Origin of the sequence: Pseudoalteromonas luteoviolacea (assembly GCF_021654285.1) — a bacterium.
GTDB classification, from domain to species: Bacteria; Pseudomonadota; Gammaproteobacteria; order Enterobacterales; family Alteromonadaceae; genus Pseudoalteromonas; species Pseudoalteromonas luteoviolacea_J.
Genome location: NZ_JAKFZS010000001.1, coordinates 263,100 through 281,586 on the forward strand (window position 1 = coordinate 263,100; position 18,487 = coordinate 281,586).

Below are 18,487 nucleotides of genomic sequence, written 5' to 3' on the forward strand. Positions count from 1 at the left end.
AGTTGTAAAATTGACAAAAATACCTGATAGGTTATCGCTGCAAGTCTGTAACAGCCTGCTTGTTAGCCATAATCAAGCCATCATATTTTTTTGAGAAACAAACAAAAAAGGCCACCTTAGTGACCTTTTACCGCATTAGTCAAACTCGACCAAGGCCCTCGTATAAATAAAGTTGTCAAATTCGGCTCTGTGCCGAGACTCACCCTGTGCGATAAAGTCTAACAACTTCGCATATGTTTCGCTGTCAGTTTCGTTACCTATATACCCGTAAATGTAAGCACCTAACTCCTCTAACTTCATCTCTTCTTCTGGTAACTTAAACACATCACCAAAGGACAATTGCGGAATAGTGCCCCTAATCCCACCATTTATTTTCCAGTCGTAACGTGTCTCAGCGTCATCACTGACCAAATAGCTATATCTAAATTCGACGCGAGCCAAGTCCTCATTTATTGTACTGAAATCATAAGTCACATTTTCTCTGCCTGAAATGCCCATTACCTCATCATTCAAACTATCAGATAACAATGGTATTTCATTTACGCCAAACTCATGCTCAGTATTCGCTCTGCTTCTGGCCGATTTCCACACCTTGAACCTAGCGGTATCAAAGTTGGTTTGATTGAACTCTACTTGGTGGTAGTAGCTATGTTCAACTGCATCAGGGAAAATATACAGCGGCATCGTTTCATCTGTTGCTTGCCTTTGATTAAATACCAAAGAAGATGCGTCTGTTGCAGCACCAAAAGCACCAATTATTTGCGCACTGGCACTGATTTGTTTATCCACGATTACGCCACTATGAGTGAAATCCGCATCAGAGATTACTATTGTTTGAGAACTTTTTGGTAACGAGATAACTGCGGCTTTTGCATCATTATGCTCACGTGATATCGCTGCTAAATATAATGTTTCACTGCCATCACAAACGGCTAAGTTACCATTGGATGGTAAAGTACTATTCGAAAGTAAAAAATACCCATTTTGTTTTAAGGTTAGCCCCGAATCATCGACACGATACATCTCACAACTACATTCTGTAGTGGTTTTAAAGTAGTAAGTTCCTAAGTTTTCTCTATGCTCAATATCTAATTCTGTCCGGATATATTGATATTCACCGTCAGCACTATCACTCACTTCACCAATAACAGAAAGGTGCTTTGTACCTACCGGCAGCTCTCCAGAAAAATCGCCATTTGAATCCGTCTTTGCAGATCCAAGAGATGCCCCATTTTCATCGTGAAATACAATATCAACTTGTTTAGGTTGATAATTCGAGCACTCTTGAGATTCTGCTCTTAAAGTAATTGTTTGAGGAGTAACCTTCTCGGCCGGAGTGTCAGGAGTCGATTGCTGAGCTTGTTCACTTAATTGATTATTATCTCCCCCAGAAGACCCCCCACAGGCTGCCAGTGCAAGTGTGATTGAGGCAGCTAGCGTTGTGTATAAAAGCTTCTTCATTACTTCTTCCTTTATTATTATAAATCTGAGTGTTTCCCATATGCGGCCAATTTACACTAAAGCAAGCGCACCATAAACTTAGCTTGAAAACTTATGATTACTTTAATAGTGAGCGCTTTATACTCAGCCCTCCTTTTTCTGGTATGTGTGATTAGTGCAAGCTTTCGCTGCGTCATAGGTATAACGATGCCAACCTTAAAAAGGGGTTATCAATTTCAGGAAAAGTTCAGCATCATATTAAATGGCCTGAGCACTTCACTAAGTAGTAAACACTCAACTTTTGTTTGAAGTCACCTGCAACAACCAGTTTTATAAGCAAAAACAGCACCTAATTGACCTTTTTCAAACAAACTAAATTACTAGCCTATGGTCTTTCTAGCATTGCGGAACATACGCATCCACGGGCTGTGTTCGATCCACTCCTATCATAGGTATCGTTGCCAAGAATTAGCTTTCTCAAGCTACAAAAAAGGCCGCTTTCGCGACCTTTTCTTTAGAGTAATATACTACTCAATTAACCCACGTTTTTACGTGCATTGCGGAACATACGCATCCATGGGCTATCTTCTTTCCACTCCTATCAAAGGTATCGCTGCCAAGAGTTAGCCTGCTTCAAAAACAAAAAAGGCCGCTTTCGCGACCTTTTCTTTAGAGTAATATATTACTCAATTAACCCACGTTTTTACGTGCGTTACGGAACATACGCATCCATGGGCTATCTTCTTTCCACTCATCTGGGTGCCAAGAGTTAGCAACTGCACGGAATACACGCTCTGGGTGTGGCATCATCACTGTTGCACGACCGTCCGTTGATGTAATACCAGTAATACCTTCTGGTGAACCATTCGGGTTGTTCGGGTATTGCGTCGTCGGCTTGCCAAAGTTATCAACATACTGAACTGCAACTGTGCCAGACTCAAGCGCTGCTTTCACTGCTGCGTCGTTTGCAAACTCAGCATGACCTTCACCGTGAGATACCGCGATTGGCATGCGAGAACCTGCCATACCTTGGAAGAATACTGACGGGCTTTCTTGTACTTCAACAAGGCTGAAGCGTGCTTCAAAACGCTCTGACTTGTTAGTTACAAAACGTGGCCAGTGCTCAGTGCCAGGAATAAGCTCTTTCAGAGTTGATAACATCTGACAGCCGTTACACACACCTAGGCTGAACGTATCTTGACGCTCAAAGAAGGTTTGGAACTGGTCGCGTGCCATGTCATTGAATAGGATTGACTTAGCCCAACCTTCACCAGCACCAAGTACGTCACCGTAAGAGAAACCACCACATGCTACAAGGCCTTTAAACTCTTCTAGCGTTAGGCGACCTTCGAGAATGTCACTCATGTGTACGTCTACTGCTGCAAAGCCTGCACGGTTAAATGCAGCTGCCATTTCAACGTGTGAGTTAACGCCTTGTTCACGAAGGATTGCCATCTTAGGCTTAGCACCTGTTGCAATGTAAGGTGCAGCAACGTCTTCATTTAGGTCGAAGCTCAGTTTTACGTTCAGACCAGGATCTTTCTCGTCAAATTTTGCATCAAATTCTTGCTTAGCACACTCAGGGTTATCACGAAGTGCTTGCATCTTGTACGTCGTTTCAGCCCAAATCGTGCGAAGTTCAGTACGTGTATTTGCAAGTACTGCTTCACCGCCACGGTTGAAGATAACTTTGTCTTCTGCGTTTAGAGCACCGATTGTGTGGCTGATTGCACCAAGGCCATTGTCAACTAACACAGCTTCAACAGCTGCAAGGTCAGAGTTGCGAACCTGAATCACTGCACCTAGCTCTTCGTTGTAAAGCGCTTCGATGTCAGAGCCAGTTAAGCTATCAAGATTTACCGTTACACCTGTACGACCTGCGAATGCCATTTCAGCAACCGTTGTGAATAAACCACCGTCTGAACGGTCGTGGTAAGCAAGTAGCTTCTCGTCAGCCACAAGTGCTTGCATCGCATTGTAGAAGCCTTTCAATAGCTCTGGGTTATCTACGTCAGGCGTCTTATCACCAAGTTGCTTGTAAACCTGTGCAAGGCTTGATGCACCCATACGGTTTTGACCAGCACCTAAATCAACTAGGATTAGGCTTGAGTCACCTTTATCAGTACGAAGCTGAGGCGTGACTGTTTTGCGGATGTCTTCTACACGACCAAATGCAGTGATAACGAGAGAAAGTGGCGCAGTAACTTCTTTGTTTTCACCATTCTCTTCCCACTTCGTCTTCATTGACATCGAGTCTTTACCAACTGGGATAGTCAGACCAAGTGCTGGACATAGCTCTTCACCTACCGCTTTAACTGCTTCGTAAAGACCTGCGTCTTCACCTGGGTGACCTGCTGCTGCCATCCAGTTTGCAGATAGCTTGATGTTCTCAAGACCACCAATGTTTGCGCCTGCAATGTTCGTTAACGCTTCTGCTACTGCTAAACGCGCAGATGCGCCATAGTTTAGAAGTGCCGCAGGTGTACGCTCACCCATTGACATAGCTTCACCGTGGTAAGTATCAAACGCTGCTGCCGTTACAGCACAGTTTGCCACTGGTACCTGCCAAGGGCCAACCATTTGATCACGTGCCACTAAACCTGTAACCGTACGGTCACCAATGGTGATAAGGAATGTTTTTTCAGCGATAGTAGGTAGACGAAGTAAACGCTTAGCAGCTTCCTCTACATCAATACTATCTGTTTTAAGTGCTTCACCAGATACTTGCTTTGACTCAACGTCACGGTGCATCTTAGGTGCTTTACCCAGTAGTACTTCAAGTGGAAGATCGACTGGGTTGTTATCAAAGTGGCTATCCGCAACGGTTAAGTGACGCTCTTCAGTTGCTTCACCAATTACTGCATATTGCGCGCGCTCACGCTTACAGATCTCTTCAAAACGTGCAAAGTCTTCTGCCGCTACTGCAAGTACGTAACGTTCTTGTGATTCATTACACCAGATCTCGTGTGGTGCCATGCCCGGCTCATCGTTCGGGATGTTACGTAGTTGGAATTTACCACCACGACCACCATCGTCTACAAGCTCTGGGAATGCGTTTGAAAGACCACCTGCACCCACATCATGGATAAACGCGATTGGGTTTTCGTCGCCTAGCTGCCAACATTTATCGATAACTTCCTGACAACGACGTTCCATCTCTGGGTTTTCACGCTGTACAGAAGCAAAATCTAAATCTTCGTTTGACTGACCAGATGCCATTGATGATGCAGCGCCACCACCCAGACCAATGTTCATCGCTGGACCACCTAAAGCGACTAACTTAGCGCCAACTGGGATTTCACCCTTTTGAACATGCTCAGTACGGATGTTACCAAGACCACCTGCAAGCATAATTGGCTTGTGGTAACCACGTACCTCGAAGCCGTTGTGGCTGTTCACTTTTTCTTCGTAAGTACGGAAGTAACCTAGTAGGTTAGGACGACCGAATTCGTTGTTAAACGCCGCGCCACCTAGAGGGCCATCGATCATAATGTCTAGTGCATTAACGATACGGCCAGGTTTGCCGAAGTTTGTTTCCCACGGCTGCTCAAAACCAGGAATACGAAGGTTTGATACGGTAAAACCAACTAGGCCTGCTTTTGGCTTAGAGCCACGGCCTGTTGCACCTTCGTCACGAATTTCACCACCGGAACCAGTAGATGCACCAGAGAATGGCGCAATCGCTGTTGGGTGGTTATGAGTTTCAACCTTCATCAAGATTTCAATGTTTTCTTGATTGTAGCTGTACTCACCTTCTTTATTTGGGAAGAAACGACCCGCTTTAGAACCCTTCATTACTGCTGCGTTATCTTTATAAGCAGACAGTACATTTTCAGGGTGCGTCTCGTAAGTATTCTTGATCATTTTAAACAGCGATTTAGGCTGCTCTTCACCGTCGATTGTCCAATCAGCGTTGAAAATTTTGTGACGACAGTGCTCAGAGTTCGCTTGTGCGAACATGAATAGCTCGATGTCGTTCGGGTTACGGCCTAGTTTTGTGAAGTTTTCTACTAGGTAGTCAATTTCGTCGTCCGCCAATGCAAAGCCTTGCTCAACGTTTGCTGTTGCAAGTGCTTCACGGCCACCGCCAAGAATGTCAACAGATGACATTGGGCGCGGCTCTTCTACACGGAATAACTGTCCAGCATCTTCTAAGTTGCTGTGTACAGACTCTGTCATGCGGTCATGAAGTAACTTAGCTACATCCGCTAATTGCTCTGCGCTTAGTGCGCCCTCAACATAGTAAGCGATACCACGCTCAACACGGTGAACTTTATCTAGACCACAGTTGTTCGCGATGTCAGTTGCTTTAGAAGCCCATGGAGAAATAGTTCCAATGCGAGGCGTCACTAAAATAAGTGTTCCCTCAGGCTTGTGCTCGACGGCGGTAGGCCCATACTTTAATAACTTGCTTAGCTTGTCGAGTTCTGTCTCTGAAAGGTCAGCTGTTACATCAGCAAAATGCATAAACTCAGCATATACGCCTGTAACAGGTAACTCTGCATCCGCGCAGCTTTTAAGGATCTTTTGGACTTTAAAATCAGAAAGTGCAGGTGCACCACGTAGGATTAACATAGATATTTCATCCGGGGTTAAGGATTGAACGATATTTTGGGCCGCCATTATAGTCGAATTGACGCACAGATTTAACTCAAAATTGTCATTTATCGAAAAAAACACGCTTCACAAATAGGTATATACTTGAGAGCATACGATTAAAAGTTTGATTTTGCTTTTAATGCACACCATCATTGCGTAAAAACACTCTGTATCTTATGGAGTTAATCGGTAACTTAATAAATTTCATAACGGAAAAGGCATGGTACAAAACAAGCTAACGGGTTTATTAAGCACGCTGGTGTTCATTCTATTACTGGCAGGCTGTGATAAGGCACCACCGAGCCAGCTTCAACAAATAAAAAACAAGGGCAAACTCAATGTTGGGATCTTGGTCGGTCCTGCAACTTATTATCAGGGCCATAACGAAGAAGAAGGCTTTGAATATGAACTTGCAGGCATGTTCGCCGATGAACTGAATGTCGAGCTTAATATCATCCCCTTTTTCAATTTAGAAAAACTTTTTGAACAGTTAGAGCGAGGTGATGTCGACATCATCGCCTCTGGGATTAGCTATCACCCAAAGAGAGCAGAAAGCTTTCGTTTTGGTCCTTTTTACCGAGATATCAGCCAAAAGTTAGTGTATAAGCAAGGTAAAAAGCGCCCTAGGCACTATGGTCAACTCTCGGGGCCTGTTACCGTACTTGCCAATAGCCATCACGTACTTTCGTTACAAGCAGCAAAACAAGATTACCCTGAGCTACAATGGCAAACGACTCAAGCCTTAGATCAAGAAGAATTACTGCAAGGGATTCTAGCCGGCGAGATTGAATATACGATTGTGGACTCTCACTCCCTATCGCTTTTTCGTCGCTATCACCCAAACCTCAGTATTGCATTTTCTGTCACCCAATCAGATCCCATCGCTTGGGTGATGAAAAAGCAAAATGATGATTCATTGTATGCTTTACTGCTGCCATTTTTTGCCAAAATTCAAAGTCACAACCAGCTTGCTGCTTTAGAAGAAAAGTACTTTGGTCATGTCGAACAATTCAATTACGTGAATACTGTGGCGTTTGTCGAAGCCAGCAAAGCAGTACTGCCTAAATACGCACCTTGGTTTATCGAATATGCAAAGGCACATAACGTTGACTGGCGATTACTTGCGGCACTGAGTTATCAAGAATCGATGTGGAACCCAAGAGCAAAATCCCCCACTGGCGTTCGCGGCATAATGATGCTCACTCAAAGCACAGCCAAGCGTGTTGGTGTTAAACATCGACTTAAACCGGAACAAAATATCCGTGGCGGCGCAAAATACCTAGCTAACTTAATTTCACGGGTACCAGAAGATGTATCTGATCCAGATAGAACTTGGTTGGCCTTAGCGGCGTATAACGTCGGTATGGGACATGTAAGAGATGCATTAAAACTGACGAAACAACAAGGTGGCAATCCGAATAGTTGGGCGGATGTTAAAAAACGACTACCACTGCTGACTAAAAAACGCTACTATCGAAGTACAAGATATGGATATGCGCGTGGCGATGTTGCTGTACATTATGTCGATAATATACGCCGCTACTTCGACGCTCTGGTCTGGTTAGACGAAAATGGAGCGCTCCCTTTCAGTTCCGGTAATTAACGGCATCCCAGTCTCGTTGTCATAAGCCTGTCATACAAAGCAGGTATTTCTGTCACGCGTAATACAGTTTTTCTCTCACATTAAGGAGGTTCAGATGCTAAGAAGACGTCGAACTCATCAATTTAAACGTAACATGCGCAATACAAATCCAAATCGCCGCCGTGTCATGCTCAAAAACATACATAAAAAAATTCTCCTGCGCCGCCGTATTTATTCTCTATTACAGCTTGCCGCAGATGCTAAAACGGCTCAATCTTGAGCCGCATTTCCCGCTTGTAATTTTCGCGCTTTTTTTGCCGCTTTATGCTCTTTTCTTCTGCGTTTAAAAAAATCAGATAACTTCTCACTACACGCTTGAGCGAGCACACCGGCTGTCACTTCTGGCTGATGATTTAATTGTGGTTCTTGCAACAAATTCATAACCGAGCCTGCCGCCCCCGTTTTTGCATCACTTGCACCATAAACCACACGCTTAACTCGGCTGTGTACCAAAAGCCCCGCGCACATCGGACAAGGTTCCAAGGTGACATACAAGGTACAATCTACTAAACGATAATTTTGCACACGTTTGCCCGCTTCACGAATTGCTATCATTTCCGCGTGTGCAGATGGGTCGTGGCAACCAATTGAGCGATTCCAGCCCGCAGCAATCAGCTTACCATCTTGCACAATCACTGCACCAACAGGAATTTCATTCTCTGCTTCTGCTTTGTCAGCATATGCCAGCGCTTGGCGCATCCAATATTCGTCTAATTCTTGGTTATTCATACTAAAATTAACAAAGTAAATATGAAACCAAGTATACCAGCTTGTACTGTAGAAACCCCTTGGTTACAGAATTATTGCTAAAATTACCAAATTACCATGGCTCACTAATATAAAATTAGGCTATAATTCGCCGCTTTTTTTATTTAATGAGCTCAAAACACACGGGTAAAACATGAAATTTCCGGGACACCGTAGGCATAAGCATTATTTTCCTGTGGAAGATAAGGACCCACTTATCAACCACTTAAATGCTGAAGATCGCTTGAAGCGTAACTATATTTGCGGCATCGACCAAATCGTTGTCGACATCGAAGCTAAAGTCGACCAAGCTTTTTTGGATGAATTCCACCTGCAGCGTGGTATGTCACAAGTCATAGACAATGATGTCACCAATGCACTTTATGAGCGTTTAAAACGTGATGACATGATTGACTACGAATTTGCTGGCGGCACCATAGGCAACACCATGCACAACTATTCGGTACTGGCTGATGATCGCTCTGTACTATTAGGTGTGATGAGTGAAAGTATTGAAATCGGCAGCTATGCATATAAGTTTTTATGTAATACATCCAGCCGCGTCGACTTAGACCACCTTCAGCCAGTTGCCGGTCCTATTGGCCGTTGCTTCACACTGATTGATGATAGCGGTGAGCGTACCTTCGCTATCAGTGCAGGTTTAATGAACTACTTGCGCCCTGAATCGATTAGTCAGTCATTAATCGAAAACGCCTCAGCTTTGGTGATCAGTGCTTATCTCATGCGTACAAAAGGCGATGAGACAATGACACAAGCAACCATGCAAGCCGTTGAGTATGCGAATAAAGCAGGTGTGCCAGTGGTATTAACCTTGGGCACTAAATTCTTGATCGAGCAAGATCCACAGTGGTGGGCTGAGTTTGTTGAAAAACATGTTGATATTCTCGCGATGAACGAAGAAGAAGGCGAAGCAATCACTGGCTTTGACGATCCGCTGATGGCCGCAGACAAAGCGCTTGACTGGGTTGACTTAGTTATCTGTACGGCAGGCCCTACCGGCTTGTATATGGCAGGTTACGTTGAAGACACCATGAAACGTGAAACCGAGTACCCACTGCTGCCGGGCGCGATTCCTGAATTTAACCGCTATGAGTTCTCTCGCGCCATGCGCAAGTCTCATTGTGATAACCCAATCCGAGTTTATAGTCACACAGCCCCTTATATGGGTGGTCCAGATACCATTAAAAATACCAATGGTGCCGGTGACTGTGCACTCGCTGCGGTATTGCATGACTTATCAGCAAATGTTTATCACCGTTTGAACGTGCCAAACTCTGCCAAACACGAACAGGCTGCAATCACCTATTCGTCACTTGCACAGATCAGCAAATATGCAAACCGTGCAAGCTTTGAAGTGTTGGTTCAACACTCACCACGATTATCTCGTGGTTTACCTGAAAGAGAAGACTCTTTAGAGCAATCTTACTGGGATCAGTAATTTAATTTGCGCACACACTGTGTGCGCAAAATGTGCTGCGTTAGAAAATAGCTGTTCCGAGCTCTTCAGCAAGAAACTCTAACGCGGCAATTCCTGCAACTGAATTCCCCACTTTATCAAGACCAGGGGACCAAACAGCTATCGTAAAACGACCCGGTACCACTGCAATAATGGCGCCAGATACGCCCGACTTTCCTGGCATACCAACTCGATAACCAAAATCTCCTGCCGCATCATACAAACCACTGGTAAATAGCAATGAGTTAAGTTGCTTGATCTGTTTGGCAGGCAAAATTTGCTGCTGTGTTTGCGTGCATACACCACCATTGGATAGATAAGAAAAGCACTTCGCCAATTCAGCTGCATTTAATTCAATGGCGCAAAAGTTAAAATATGACCAAAGCACCTCTTCAACTTCATTGTTGAAGTTACCAAATGATTTCATTAAATATGCCATCGCTGCATTGCGATAACGATGTTCATACTCTGACTGTGCAACCACTTTGTTGACGCTCAGCTTAGGATTACCGGTTTGCATTCGATAGCTTTCTAGCATGGTATGAATAGGCGCACTTAAACGCGAGTACAGCGCATCACAGGTCACTATCGCACCCGCATTGATAAACGGGTTTCTCGGGATGCCATTTTCAAACTCTAACTGTGTTAGTGAATTAAAAGCAGTGCCTGAAGGCTCTTTTCCGACTCTTTGCCATAACTCATCACCATAACGCTGCAGCGCCAGTGTAAGTGTCATGACCTTTGAGACGGACTGCACCGTAAATTTCGCCTCACAGTCACCGGCACTATATGTGTCACCACTTTGCGTTTGAATCGCAATGGCGAACTGCCCTAACTGCTGCTCAGCAAGGGCTGGAATGTAATCAGCAACTTTACCATGGTGCAATAATGGCTGAACATGTCGTACTGTTCGCTCTAAAATAGATTGATAGTCTGTCATATCAAAAATGCAAAATTCACAATGAGCGGAGTGTAACAAAAGCGCTATCACCCAGCCATAAAAAAGCCGTTGAAAACGCTGTTTTCAACGGCTTTTGAAAAATAAGTGTTCAGTTACTTCGAAAATAAATCTTTAATGTTAGCGAGGTCTGACTTACCTTCAATCAACTCATCTGGTGTTAAACCTGAGAGTTCATGTGGAAACACCAACCACTCATCAGACTCGTGAATGTAGTAATCTGGCGTCATTGGTACTTTTTTGTTTGCTGGTTTGTAGTACGGGCAAGCAACACGGATATCTTTAGGCAAGTTTAGACGCATTAGCTCTTCAAGCTTTTCTTTCAATGCGTAAATACTGCGGCCAGAGTCAAATACATCATCAACAATCAATAAAGAGTCGCCCGCGTTGGCATTCTCAATGATGTAATGTAGACCATGTACTTTGATCTCTTTGGACTGCTTGCCAATCCCATAATACGAAGAGGTACGTACCGCGATATGATCTGTTTCTATGCCTTTGTAGTCATAGTACTCTTGCACAGCAATACCAATTGGCGCACCACCTCGCCAAATACCGATGATAAAATCCGGACGAAACCCATCTTCATACACTTGAGCCGCCAGACGAAATGAATCCTCTAAAAGCTGTTGCGCTGTGATATAGCACTTATCAGACATAAAAACCCCGTATTGTCAGTGCGAGTGGCACCTGATCATGTGTCACTCTGAACAAGAATAACTTATAACCGTGTATTCTAGCTGAGTCGGGTAGAAATTGCTTGCGGTACATCAGAGTTTTTACGACAAAATGACGGAAAAAAGATATTAAAAAGAAGAATTGTAGAAAGATGATTAGCGATGATTAAATCGTGAGCAGGCAGAGCCCGCTCACGATGGAATTATTCTGCCGTATCGGCTTCTGAGTCGTCTTGTTCAATTAACTCAATTTCAAAGTTATCAACGCGTTGTAAACCTCGAGGTAATTTATTACCACGACGACCGCGCTCACCAAAATAGTGCTCTAAGTCCGAGTTCTTGAGCGTTAATTTACGCTTACCTGCATACAGCGTAACTGCACGTCCATCTGGTACTACAGCGAGTACTTTAACAAATTCTTCCCGTGCTTGTACCTTGGCACTTGGGATTGAGATGATTTTATTTCCCTTACCCTTTGCAAGCTTCGGTAAATCTCTTAATGGGAATAATAACATGCGCCCTTCATTAGAAATGGCCATACAGCGATCAGTCGCCACATCATTCACTGAGATGGGCGCAATGAGTTCAGCTCCCTTAGGAATACTCACGAGCGCCTTACCATTTTTGTTTTTGCTGACTAAATCATTAAATTCAGCAATAAAACCGTAACCAGCATCAGTTGCCATCAAATAAAGTGCTTGCTCTTCACCCATCACAACATGTTCAAAGTTCACACCCGCGGCAAGGTTAAAGCGCCCAGTCATAGGCTCCCCCTGACTTCTTGCCGATGGCAAACTATGTGCATCGGTTGCGAACGCACGGCCTGAACTATCTAAGAAGACCGCTGGCTGATTACTCTTACCTTTAGCTGATGCTTTATAGACATCCCCTGAACGATAATTTAAGCCTTCAGCATCAATATCATGACCTTTTGCGAAACGCGCCCACCCCTTTTCAGATAGCACAACGGTGACCGCTTCAGATGGGATTAAGTCTTTTTCGCTCAGCGCTTTCGCTTCTTGACGTTCAATCACAGGTGAGCGTCTTTCATCGCCATATAACTCTGCCGCTTCTTGGATCTCTTTTTTCATCAAGGTCGACATGCGACGCTCTGAGCCTAAAGTAAGTTCAAGCTTGTCACGCTCTTTGCTCAGCTCGTCTTGCTCACCGCGGATCTTCATCTCTTCAAGCTTCGCCAAGTGACGAAGTTTCAGATCCAAAATGGCTTCAGCTTGTGTTTCTGATAAACCAAAACGTTTTATAAGCTCCGCTTTTGGATCATCTTCATTTCTAATGATTTCAATCACTTCATCAATATTCAAAAAGGCGATCATCAAGCCTTCTAGAATATGCAAACGCGCTAAGACTTTATCTAGGCGATATTGCAAACGTCTGCGTACTGTCTCACGACGGAAGATCAACCACTCAGACAAAATCTGTTGTAGATCTTTAACCTGAGGGCGGCCATCTAGCCCAATCATGTTGAGATTTACACGGTAGTTTTTCTCAAGATCTGTGGTCGCAAACAAGTGCGCCATCAACGGCTCAGACTTCACCCGATTGGAACGAGGCACTACGACAATGCGCGTCGGATTTTCGTGATCTGATTCATCACGTAAATCTGCTACCATAGGCAGCTTCTTCGCGGTCATTTGCGCTGCAATTTGCTCCAGCACTTTTGCACCTGATGTCTGGTGAGGCAGTGCTGTAATAACAATTTCACCCTGCTCTTCATGGAACACCGCGCGCATCTTAATTGAACCACGACCCGTGGTGTAGATTTTACGAATATCATCTTTTGGTGTGATGATTTCCGCTTCAGTTGGATAGTCTGGTGCTTGAACAACTTCTAACAACTCTTCTAGCGTTGTTTTTGGCTTGTCTAGCAACATACAACAAGCAGAAGCTAATTCATTGACATTGTGTGGCGGAATGTCCGTCGCCATACCAACGGCGATACCCGTAACCCCATTTAATAAGATGTGTGGCAGTCTGGCAGGTAATACTTGCGGCTCTTTCATTGTGCCGTCAAAGTTAGGCACCCAATCCACAGTACCTTGACCAAGCTCTTTGAGTAATACCTCAGAGAATTTAGACAAGCGCGCTTCTGTATAACGCATTGCCGCAAATGATTTAGGATCGTCAGCAGCACCCCAGTTACCTTGGCCATCGACCAAAGGGTAACGATAAGAGAATGGCTGCGCCATTAATACCATGGCTTCGTAACAGGCACTGTCGCCATGTGGGTGGTATTTACCTAATACATCACCGACTGTACGTGCTGACTTTTTGTATTTTGCAGCTGCTGATAAGCCCAATTCACTCATCGCATAAACGATACGACGCTGCACAGGCTTAAGGCCATCACCAATATGTGGCAATGCCCGGTCCATGATCACATACATGGAATAATTTAAGTAGGCGTCTTCAGTAAAACGCCCCATAGGTAATTGTTCTATGCCCTGTAAAGAGAGGGCCTGTGGATCAGTCATGACACACCTTACTTCTTGTTATACCTCGGCTTTATCGCCATGTTGCTCTAACCAAGCCTTTCTGTCACCAGAGCGTTTCTTCGCCAGTAGCATATCCATCATTTCTAATGTTTGCTCTTGCTCATCTAATGTGAGCTGAACCAAGCGGCGAGTATTCGGATCCATCGTCGTTTCACGCAATTGCATTGGGTTCATTTCACCCAAACCTTTAAAGCGTTGAACGTTGACTTTGCCACGTTTCTTTTCGGCTTCAATACGATCTAAAATGCCCCGTTTTTCATCTTCATCCAGGGCGTAAAATACTTCTTTGCCGACATCAATTCTAAATAGCGGCGGCATAGCAACGTACACGTGCCCCGCCTGTACTAAGGTTGGGAAATGCTTAACAAATAGTGCACACAACAGCGTTGCAATGTGCAGTCCGTCGGAGTCCGCATCAGCAAGAATACACACCTTGCCATAACGCAACGTCGATAAATCAGTTGAATCTGGGTCGATACCAAGCGCAACGGAAATGTCATGCACTTCTTGTGACGCCAAGATCTGACCTGAATCCACTTCCCACGTATTTAAGATTTTACCACGCAGTGGCATAATGGCTTGAAACTCTCTATCACGTGCTTGCTTAGCTGATCCGCCCGCAGAGTCACCCTCTACCAAAAATATTTCTGAACGCTCTGTCTCACTGCCTGAACAATCAGTGAGCTTACCTGGCAGTGCCGGTCCACTGGTGACCTTTTTACGTACCACCTTTTTCGCTGCACGCAAACGCTTTTGCGCATTGCTGATACACAGCTCAGCTAATAGCTCTGCTGTTTCTGTGTGCTCGTTGAGCCATAAACTAAATGCGTCTTTCACTATGCCTGACACAAAGGTTGCACATGAGCGAGACGACAGTTTTTCTTTCGTTTGGCCCGCAAACTGTGGGTCTTGCATCTTAACAGATAAAACGTAGCTACATTTATCCCACACGTCATCTGGCGTTAATTTTACGCCTCTTGGTAACAAGTTACGGAATTCACAGAACTCTCGCATTGCTTCAAGCAAGCCTTGCCTTAAGCCATTCACATGCGTACCGCCCTGCGCGGTTGGGATCAAGTTCACATAACTTTCAGCTATCGACTCGCCTCCCTCAGGTAGCCAGTGCAGTGCCCAATCAACCCCTTCTGTTGAGCCACTAAAGCTCCCAGTAAATGGCGATTTAGGTAGCACTTCTAAATCTTTTGCACTGTCACTTAAATAGTCTTCTAAACCAGATTCATAATGCCATTCTTGCGTTTCTTTGGTTTGCTTATTAATAAAACGAATACGTAAGCCCGGGCATAAAACAGCTTTCGCTTTAAGTAAATGATTTAGCTTGGTCAAAGAGAAATTAGCAGAGTCGAAGTAGCTCGCATCAGGCCAAAATTGTACAGAAGTACCGGTATTGCGTTTGCCTACGCTGCCAGTGACTTCTAAATCCTGAACTTTATCACCGTTTTCAAAAGCTATTTCATATTGCTGAGCATCTCGTTTAACGGTGACCTCTACTCGCGTAGATAAGGCATTAACAACAGAGATACCTACCCCATGCAAACCACCAGAAAACTGATAGTTTTTATTTGAAAATTTACCACCAGCATGAAGCTTAGTCAGGATCAATTCAACGCCTGGGATCCCCTCTTCAGGGTGAACATCCACGGGCATGCCTCGACCGTCATCAATGACTTGCAATGAATTGTCTTCATGCAAAATTACATCAATCTTGCTTGCATGCCCTGCAAGTGCTTCATCGACACTGTTATCAATGACTTCTTGGCCCAAATGATTGGGCCTAGTGGTGTCTGTGTACATTCCAGGGCGGCGTTTAACCGGCTCTAAGCCATTCAACACCTCAATGGCTTCTGCGTTATAATTTTGCTGACTCATAAATGCTACTGACTAATTTTAGTTCTAACTGTTTTATTTAATTTTAAGAAAGTTGGCAAGGCGACTAAAATGCCTCTCAAAGCCGATGAAACTATGGTCGCCACCAAATTCAATGATTGATGGACAGTCTCGATAATAATTTACAGCATCTTGATAAGGTAACACTTCATCTGCTGTTTGTTGCAATAGAAAAAGATTACTTGGCATTGAGAGCGTTTCAATATGCATGTGCTGCAATGCCGTCATATGTTCTATTGTAAGTTCATAATTCAATTCTTGATAGGGATTATACTGAGGACCAAGGTAATCCCATAGTAATTTGTCTGGTCGTACAGCCGGATTGACCACTACCGCACGTAAATTAAACGCTTGTGATAAACATGTGGCAAAAAAACCACCCAAAGAACTACCAACTAGCGCACACTCATCATCAATGATACTTTCCAGCTGAAGCATTGCAATACGCGGATCATAATGTAACCGAGGAACTAGGTATTCACAACGGTCTTTAAAATACGCCCCCAGTTGCTGCGCTTTAAACGACTTTTCTGAACTGTTAAACCCGTGGATATAAATTACTTTACTAACCATCTTACCTCTGTCTGCACACCTGCCGGTGACCAATTGATAAGTCGATAGCCAGCTCCTAAGTCTTGTTGCTGCCAATCACTGGTATGTTTCGTAAACTGGATTGACGTCGCGGGGGTTGCGTAAACAGGAAGCTCTCTGAAACTAAAAACATATTCATTATGTACATGACCATGAAAAAGCGCCAAAACATGTTCTGAATCGACCAGCGTGTTTAGCAATTGCGGACCATTTTCTAGCATATGCTTATCTAAATAGCCTTGGATAGATAATGGGTTATGATGACAAAAGACAAGACTTGGTACAGCGCACTGTTGTTGTATTTCTGATAAATGCCTTTCGGTTACCCAGCCCGCGGGTGTAGCCCCTTTGCTATTTACTAACAATATTTGTCCCAACTTAAAACTCATTTTTTTCGCAGATACTATTTGGCCTTGGCTGATTTCATTTAAATACGCGATGTCATCATGATTGCCCGGCAACCAAAATACAGGACATTGTAAATCCGACTCACTCACTAGAGACGCAAACAATTGATAAGAACCAAAAGTATGATCTTGGGTAAGGTCTCCGCCGAAAATCACCGCATCTAAATTTTGCTGTGCTAAATCGATCAGAACGTGTTTAAAGTGCTCAGCTGTCTTAACTGAAAAATACTCACCATCTACATGATCAAACAGGTGAGTATCTGTAATATGGGCAAGCCTTAATCGTGTTTGGTCGAAGTGATATGCTTCATTAAACCAATCCATTATTGACATCCCAATCTAGTGGTACGCGGCCATTTTCAACACATGCCAACAACCAGTCACCTAAAAACGCATTGAGCTGATACTTTTCATCTTTATGGTGCATACCCGGATTCGGGTAGCGGTACGAAGGCTTCACACGTTGATGGTAATTATGCTGATATACTTCAGCAACTTTTGCATCGTGATACAACCTCACGGCCAACTCAAATTGCCCTAGGTGGCTGCTCAAACTGTGCTGCTGAGTAATTTTTATGTCTGTCGTGTATTTTTCTACACTGTCTACTGATATGAAAAAATCCATTGAACCAATTTTAATTTGGCGACTCGACCCCACCGTTTCTTCAGGCAGCACCTTAAGTGCACGCAAATAATTACGCTCACACAAGGTGATGTACTTTGGTAAAGACTGAACATAACCTCGACTTACTGCGTTGCCGTTATGCTCTTTATGATGGATTAAATCAGACAAAGCGACTCCTATTTACTACTTAAAAGACAACTTGGGTTTGTTTAGCGCTAACCATTGTAGACTAATCACTGTCGCAGCGTTATCTATTTCCTCTGATTCTAACCTACACATCGCCTCATCAAATGGCATAATATGGGTTTTTATATCTTCCCCTTCTTCAGGCAAACCAAATGTGCCACCTTGATAGTCTCGCAAATTTACTTGTGCAAGATATAGATATAAACGCTCTGTTGTGCCACCGGGACTGGATAAATATGAACACATGTAATGCAACTCAGTGAGATCTAACCCTGCTTCTTCTTGCGCTTCTTTTCGAGCTACGGCTTCTAAGTCTTCACAGCCTTCAGCCATACCTGCGATACATTCTAACAGCCAAGGTGAGTCTTTCGTCGCCAACGCGCCAATTCTTATTTGCTCTATCAATAATATCTCATCACTAACAGGATCATAAGGAAGGACTGCGACGGCATGCCCTCGCTCTAGGATTTCCCTTCTGATCGGTTCACTCACCCCTCCGGCAAATAACGCATGCTCAAATACATATTCCTCTATTTTGAAAAAACCATCGTACAGTACCTTGTTGGGAGATGCCTTGAACATCAAATTTTCTCGGTTGTACTGGCTAATTTCTTTCATATTTCATCCTACATTCATTAAACGGGGTTTAATCTAAGCTATTTTATCCCCATAACGTTCTTAATTAACGTGAGTATACCTAGCATGTGAACTTGCTAAGTA

The 18,487-nt window shown here is 43.9% G+C and carries 14 protein-coding genes; 3 read left to right on the forward strand and 11 right to left on the reverse strand.

Annotated features, from left to right (window positions below):
• Window positions 1-135: 135 nt before the first annotated feature.
• Both L1077_RS00985 and purL read right to left on the reverse strand, forming a co-directional pair.
• Window positions 136-1,461 carry a hypothetical protein gene (locus L1077_RS00985; RefSeq protein ID WP_237135216.1) on the reverse strand — a complete coding sequence of 442 codons (1,326 nt, stop codon included), beginning with the start codon at window positions 1,459-1,461 and terminating at the stop codon, window positions 136-138.
• 669 nt (window positions 1,462-2,130) lie between these two features.
• Window positions 2,131-6,015 carry a phosphoribosylformylglycinamidine synthase gene (purL, locus tag L1077_RS00990; RefSeq protein WP_237135217.1) on the reverse strand — a complete coding sequence of 1,295 codons (3,885 nt, stop codon included), beginning with the start codon at window positions 6,013-6,015 and terminating at the stop codon, window positions 2,131-2,133.
• A gap of 244 nt (window positions 6,016-6,259) precedes the next feature.
• Between purL and mltF the strand changes: the two genes are divergently transcribed.
• Window positions 6,260-7,642, forward strand: a complete 1,383-nt coding sequence (mltF, locus tag L1077_RS00995; protein ID WP_237135218.1) for a membrane-bound lytic murein transglycosylase MltF — start codon at window positions 6,260-6,262, stop codon at window positions 7,640-7,642.
• 94 nt (window positions 7,643-7,736) lie between these two features.
• Window positions 7,737-7,901: a hypothetical protein gene (locus L1077_RS01000; RefSeq protein ID WP_237135219.1), complete on the forward strand. Its 165-nt coding sequence runs from the start codon at window positions 7,737-7,739 to the stop codon at window positions 7,899-7,901.
• On the opposite strand, the gene tadA is transcribed toward L1077_RS01000, so the two are convergent.
• Window positions 7,892-8,410, reverse strand: a complete 519-nt coding sequence (tadA, locus tag L1077_RS01005) for a tRNA adenosine(34) deaminase TadA (protein WP_237135220.1) — start codon at window positions 8,408-8,410, stop codon at window positions 7,892-7,894. The genes L1077_RS01000 and tadA overlap by 10 nt on opposite strands.
• A 172-nt stretch (window positions 8,411-8,582) precedes the next feature.
• Here tadA and L1077_RS01010 point away from each other — a divergent pair, with 172 nt between their 5' ends.
• The gene (locus tag L1077_RS01010) at window positions 8,583-9,887 is read left to right on the forward strand and encodes an inosine/guanosine kinase (RefSeq protein ID WP_237135221.1); all 1,305 of its coding nucleotides are present in this window, start codon (window positions 8,583-8,585) and stop codon (window positions 9,885-9,887) included.
• A 40-nt stretch (window positions 9,888-9,927) separates the two neighbouring features.
• Here L1077_RS01010 and glsB read toward each other — a convergent pair whose 3' ends face one another.
• The 8 genes from glsB to L1077_RS01050 form a co-directional block, all read right to left on the reverse strand.
• Window positions 9,928-10,845, reverse strand: coding sequence for a glutaminase B (gene glsB / locus L1077_RS01015; RefSeq protein ID WP_237135222.1), 918 nt, complete (start codon window positions 10,843-10,845; stop codon window positions 9,928-9,930).
• A 113-nt stretch (window positions 10,846-10,958) separates the two neighbouring features.
• The gene (locus L1077_RS01020; RefSeq protein ID WP_237135223.1) at window positions 10,959-11,522 is read right to left on the reverse strand and encodes a phosphoribosyltransferase; all 564 of its coding nucleotides are present in this window, start codon (window positions 11,520-11,522) and stop codon (window positions 10,959-10,961) included.
• 221 nt (window positions 11,523-11,743) lie between these two features.
• Window positions 11,744-14,032 carry a DNA topoisomerase IV subunit A gene (gene parC / locus L1077_RS01025; protein WP_237135224.1) on the reverse strand — a complete coding sequence of 763 codons (2,289 nt, stop codon included), beginning with the start codon at window positions 14,030-14,032 and terminating at the stop codon, window positions 11,744-11,746.
• A gap of 18 nt (window positions 14,033-14,050) precedes the next feature.
• Window positions 14,051-15,940, reverse strand: a complete 1,890-nt coding sequence (gene parE, locus L1077_RS01030; RefSeq protein ID WP_063360748.1) for a DNA topoisomerase IV subunit B — start codon at window positions 15,938-15,940, stop codon at window positions 14,051-14,053.
• Window positions 15,941-15,973: 33 nt separating this feature from the next.
• Window positions 15,974-16,531: a YqiA/YcfP family alpha/beta fold hydrolase gene (locus L1077_RS01035; protein ID WP_237135225.1), complete on the reverse strand. Its 558-nt coding sequence runs from the start codon at window positions 16,529-16,531 to the stop codon at window positions 15,974-15,976.
• The gene (locus L1077_RS01040) at window positions 16,516-17,280 is read right to left on the reverse strand and encodes a metallophosphoesterase family protein (RefSeq protein WP_237135226.1); all 765 of its coding nucleotides are present in this window, start codon (window positions 17,278-17,280) and stop codon (window positions 16,516-16,518) included. Before L1077_RS01040 ends, L1077_RS01035 begins: the two co-directional genes overlap by 16 nt.
• Entirely contained in the window at window positions 17,267-17,749 is a 483-nt protein-coding gene (locus tag L1077_RS01045) for a DUF1249 domain-containing protein (protein ID WP_237135227.1), read from the reverse strand. Before L1077_RS01045 ends, L1077_RS01040 begins: the two co-directional genes overlap by 14 nt.
• Window positions 17,750-17,764: 15 nt before the next feature.
• Window positions 17,765-18,385 (reverse strand): NUDIX domain-containing protein, encoded by a 621-nt coding sequence (locus tag L1077_RS01050; protein WP_237135228.1) that lies wholly within the window; start codon window positions 18,383-18,385, stop codon window positions 17,765-17,767.
• Window positions 18,386-18,487 lie beyond the last annotated feature (102 nt).